A 5,478-nucleotide genomic window follows, 5' to 3' on the forward strand; every position below is an offset into this window, starting at 1 on the left:
TGTTGTTTGAGAACTCAATAGTGTGTTTGGTGGTTTTTGTTTGTTGTTTTTTGTTGTGTCCGCATTTTCCCGTTTGGGGGCATGACGTTTTTTGGATGCCAGTTTTGGTGTCTTTTGTTTGTGATCGGATTTTTCTGATTCGGATTCTTTCCTGCCTGTGTGGTGGGGAGTTTTTGTTTGGAGAGTTTGATCCTGGCTCAGGACGAACGCTGGCGGCGTGCTTAACACATGCAAGTCGAACGGAAAGGCCCTTCGGGGTACTCGAGTGGCGAACGGGTGAGTAACACGTGGGTGATCTGCCCTGCACTTTGGGATAAGCCTGGGAAACTGGGTCTAATACCGAATAGGACCACGCGCTTCATGGTGTGTGGTGGAAAGCTTTTGCGGTGTGGGATGGGCCCGCGGCCTATCAGCTTGTTGGTGGGGTAATGGCCTACCAAGGCGACGACGGGTAGCCGGCCTGAGAGGGTGACCGGCCACACTGGGACTGAGATACGGCCCAGACTCCTACGGGAGGCAGCAGTGGGGAATATTGCACAATGGGCGCAAGCCTGATGCAGCGACGCCGCGTGAGGGATGACGGCCTTCGGGTTGTAAACCTCTTTCGCCAGGGACGAAGCGCAAGTGACGGTACCTGGAGAAGAAGGACCGGCCAACTACGTGCCAGCAGCCGCGGTAATACGTAGGGTCCGAGCGTTGTCCGGAATTACTGGGCGTAAAGAGCTCGTAGGTGGTTTGTCGCGTTGTTCGTGAAAACTCACAACTCAATTGTGGGCGTGCGGGCGATACGGGCAGACTGGAGTACTGCAGGGGAGACTGGAATTCCTGGTGTAGCGGTGGAATGCGCAGATATCAGGAGGAACACCGGTGGCGAAGGCGGGTCTCTGGGCAGTAACTGACGCTGAGGAGCGAAAGCGTGGGGAGCGAACAGGATTAGATACCCTGGTAGTCCACGCCGTAAACGGTGGGTACTAGGTGTGGGTTTCCTTCCTTGGGATCCGTGCCGTAGCTAACGCATTAAGTACCCCGCCTGGGGAGTACGGCCGCAAGGCTAAAACTCAAAGGAATTGACGGGGGCCCGCACAAGCGGCGGAGCATGTGGATTAATTCGATGCAACGCGAAGAACCTTACCTGGGTTTGACATGCACAGGACGTGCCTAGAGATAGGTATTCCCTTGTGGTCTGTGTGCAGGTGGTGCATGGCTGTCGTCAGCTCGTGTCGTGAGATGTTGGGTTAAGTCCCGCAACGAGCGCAACCCTTGTCTCATGTTGCCAGCACGTAATGGTGGGGACTCGTGAGAGACTGCCGGGGTCAACTCGGAGGAAGGTGGGGATGACGTCAAGTCATCATGCCCCTTATGTCCAGGGCTTCACACATGCTACAATGGCCGGTACAAAGGGCTGCGATGCCGTGAGGTGGAGCGAATCCTTTCAAAGCCGGTCTCAGTTCGGATCGGGGTCTGCAACTCGACCCCGTGAAGTCGGAGTCGCTAGTAATCGCAGATCAGCAACGCTGCGGTGAATACGTTCCCGGGCCTTGTACACACCGCCCGTCACGTCATGAAAGTCGGTAACACCCGAAGCCGGTGGCCTAACCCCTTGTGGGAGGGAGCCGTCGAAGGTGGGATCGGCGATTGGGACGAAGTCGTAACAAGGTAGCCGTACCGGAAGGTGCGGCTGGATCACCTCCTTTCTAAGGAGCACCACGAGAGCTCGGCCCGCCCACATCGTGTGGGGGTTCGGTGACCGTAGCCGATTCGTGAAGATGGCCTGTTCATCTGTAGTGGATGCAGGTCTGGTGCATACAACAAACTTGGCTTGCTGCGTGGGAAATACGTGGTGGGGAAAATCATCGGACACACTATTGGGCTTTGAGACAACAGCCCGTTTTTTCTCTGGCCCCTGTGTGGGGTGGGAGGGTTGTTGTTGCCCTGCTTTGGTGGTGGGGTGTGGTGTTTGATTTGTGGATAGTGGTTGCGAGCATCTGATCGCAGGCGACTCTTGTGTGGGTTGTGTGTGGTCAGCATGTAATGCAAATTTTTCTGATACCTGCACGCAGTCGTGTGCCCTTTGTGGGGTGTGTGGTGTGTGTGGGTGATGACTCATTTTTTTGGTTTTGTGTTGTAAGTGTTTAAGGGCGCATGGTGGATGCCTTGGCACTGAGAGCCGATGAAGGACGTGGGAGGCTGCGATATGCCTCGGGGAGCTGCCAACCGAGCGTGGATCCGAGGATGTCCGAATGGGGAAACCCAGCACGAGTGATGTCGTGTTACCCAGCGCTGAATATATAGGCGTTGGGGGGGAACGCGGGGAAGTGAAACATCTCAGTACCCGTAGGAAGAGAAAACAAAAGTGATTCCGTGAGTAGTGGCGAGCGAAAGCGGAGGATGGCTAAACCGTGTGCATGTGATACCCGGCGGGGGTTGTGTGTGCGGTGTTGTGGGGCGTTTCTTCTCTCATCCGCCGATGGGAGCGAAAGTGAACAACCGTGGGGTTAGGTGAAGTGGTCTGGGATGGCCTGCCGGAGAGGGTGAGAGCCCCGTACCTGAAAACCTGACGGCTTTCGTGAAATGTTTTCCCCGAGTAGCAGCGGGCCCGTGGAATCTGCTGTGAATCTGCCGGGACCACCCGGTAAGCCTGAATACTTCTCAGTGACCGATAGCGGATTAGTACCGTGAGGGAATGGTGAAAAGTACCCCGGGAGGGGAGTGAAAGAGTACCTGAAACCGTGCGCTTACAATCCGTCAGAGCCTTCGACTTGTCGTGGGGTGATGGCGTGCCTTTTGAAGAATGAGCCTGCGAGTCAGGGACATGTCGCGAGGTTAACCCGGGTGGGGTAGCCGTAGCGAAAGCGAGTCTGAATAGGGCGTATCCACACAACAGTGTGTGGTGTAGTGGTGTGTTCTGGACCCGAAGCGGAGTGATCTACCCATGGCCAGGGTGAAGCGCGGGTAAGACCGCGTGGAGGCCCGAACCCACTTAGGTTGAAGACTGAGGGGATGAGTTGTGGGTAGGGGTGAAAGGCCAATCAAACTCCGTGATAGCTGGTTCTCCCCGAAATGCATTTAGGTGCAGCGTCGCAGTGTTCGTGTCGGAGGTAGAGCTACTGGATGGCCGATGGGCCTCACAAGGTTACTGACGTCAGCCAAACTCCGAATGCCGACACGGTGTAATGCGGCAGTGAGACGGCGGGGGATAAGCTCCGTGCGTCGAGAGGGAAACAGCCCAGATCGCCGGCTAAGGCCCCTAAGCGTGTGCTAAGTGGAAAAGGATGTGCAGTCGCGAAGACAACCAGGAGGTTGGCTTAGAAGCAGCCACCCTTGAAAGAGTGCGTAATAGCTCACTGGTCAAGTGATTGTGCGCCGATAATGTAGCGGGGCTCAAGCACACCGCCGAAGCCGCGGCAGCACACTTGTTGTGCTGGGTAGGGGAGCGTCCTGCATCCGGTGAAGCCGCCGAGTGATCGAGTGGTGGAGGGTGTGGGAGTGAGAATGCAGGCATGAGTAGCGATAAGGCAAGTGAGAACCTTGCCCGCCGAAAGACCAAGGGTTCCTGGGCCAGGCCAGTCCGCCCAGGGTGAGTCGGGACCTAAGGCGAGGCCGACAGGCGTAGTCGATGGACAACGGGTTGATATTCCCGTACCCGTGTGTGAGCGTCCCTGATGAATCACCGGTACTAACCGCCCAAAAGGCGAATCACTGATCCCTTCGGGGTGATGGTTTCGCCGGCTGCGCGGGACCTTCGGTGGTAGTAGTCAAGCGATGGGGTGACGCAGGAAGGTAGCCGTACCGGTCAGTGGTAATACCGGGGTAAACCTGTAGGGAGTCAGATAGGCAAATCCGTCTGGCATATATCCTGAGAGGTGATGCATAGCCGATTGAGGCGAATTCGGTGATCCTATGCTGTCGAGAAAAGCCTCTAGCGAGCGCACACACGGCCCGTACCCCAAACCAACACAGGTGGTCAGGTAGAGAATACCAAGGCGTACGAGTGAACTATGGTTAAGGAACTCGGCAAAATGCCCCCGTAACTTCGGGAGAAGGGGGACCCACATGGCGTGTAAGCCTTCACGGCCCAAGCGTGAGTGGGTGGCACAAACCAGTGAGAAGCGACTGTTTACTAAAAACACAGGTCCGTGCGAAGTCGCAAGACGATGTATACGGACTGACGCCTGCCCGGTGCTGGAAGGTTAAGAGGACCTGTTAACCCGTAAGGGTGAAGCGGAGAATTTAAGCCCCAGTAAACGGCGGTGGTAACTATAACCATCCTAAGGTAGCGAAATTCCTTGTCGGGTAAGTTCCGACCTGCACGAATGGCGTAACGACTTCTCAACTGTCTCAACCATAGACTCGGCGAAATTGCATTACGAGTAAAGATGCTCGTTACGCGCGGCAGGACGAAAAGACCCCGGGACCTTCACTACAACTTGGTATTGGTGCTCGATACGGTTTGTGTAGGATAGGTGGGAGACTGTGAAGCGGTCACGCCAGTGATTGTGGAGTCGTTGTTGAAATACCACTCTGATCGTATTGGGCCTCTAACCTCGAACCGTATATCCGGTTCAGGGACAGTGCCTGGTGGGTAGTTTAACTGGGGCGGTTGCCTCCTAAAAAGTAACGGAGGCGCCCAAAGGTTCCCTCAACCTGGACGGCAATCAGGTGTTGAGTGTAAGTGCACAAGGGAGCTTGACTGCGAGACATACATGTCGAGCAGGGACGAAAGTCGGGACTAGTGATCCGGCACCTCTGAGTGGAAGGGGTGTCGCTCAACGGATAAAAGGTACCCCGGGGATAACAGGCTGATCTTCCCCAAGAGTCCATATCGACGGGATGGTTTGGCACCTCGATGTCGGCTCGTCGCATCCTGGGGCTGGAGCAGGTCCCAAGGGTTGGGCTGTTCGCCCATTAAAGCGGCACGCGAGCTGGGTTTAGAACGTCGTGAGACAGTTCGGTCTCTATCCGCCGCGCGCGTCAGAAGCTTGAGGAAATCTGTCCCTAGTACGAGAGGACCGGGACGGACGAACCTCTGGTCCACCAGTTGTCCCACCAGGGGCACCGCTGGATAGCCACGTTCGGACAGGATAACCGCTGAAAGCATCTAAGCGGGAAACCCCCTCCAAGACCAGGCTTCTCACCCATCAAGTGGGATAAGGCCCCCCGCAGACCACGGGATCGATAGACCAGACCTACACACCCAGTAATGGGTTCAGGGAACTGGCACTAACCGGCCGAAAACTTACAACACCAACAAAACCTCGCAACCACACCACACATCACACACCACCCCCACCACCAAAAAACAGGGGCTATAAACTTCCCCACACCACGGGGATCACTCAAAAACGAGTGAATACAGTTACGGCGGCCATAGCGGCAGGGAAACGCCCGGACCCATCCCGAACCCGGAAGCTAAGCCTACCAGCGCCGATGATACTACCCACCCGGGTGGAAAAGTAGGACACCGCCGAACACACATTG

At 56.1% G+C, this 5,478-nt stretch carries 3 rRNA genes; all 3 read left to right on the top strand.

Features of this window, described 5'->3' with window-relative positions:
• The first annotated feature begins 174 nt into the window (after positions 1-174).
• The 3 genes from ACZYYX_RS29410 to rrf all read left to right on the top strand — a co-directional run bounded on the left by ACZYYX_RS29410 (position 175) and on the right by rrf (position 5,470).
• A 16S ribosomal RNA gene (locus tag ACZYYX_RS29410) occupies positions 175-1,694 on the top strand.
• Between the two features lie 428 nt (positions 1,695-2,122).
• Positions 2,123-5,244: ribosomal RNA gene (locus ACZYYX_RS29415) — 23S ribosomal RNA — on the top strand.
• A 113-nt stretch (positions 5,245-5,357) separates the two neighbouring features.
• Positions 5,358-5,470: ribosomal RNA gene (gene rrf, locus ACZYYX_RS29420) — 5S ribosomal RNA — on the top strand.
• The 16S, 23S and 5S rRNA genes sit together here, the layout of an rRNA operon.
• Positions 5,471-5,478 lie beyond the last annotated feature (8 nt).

The organism is Mycobacterium sp. IDUB_1 (assembly GCF_055419625.1).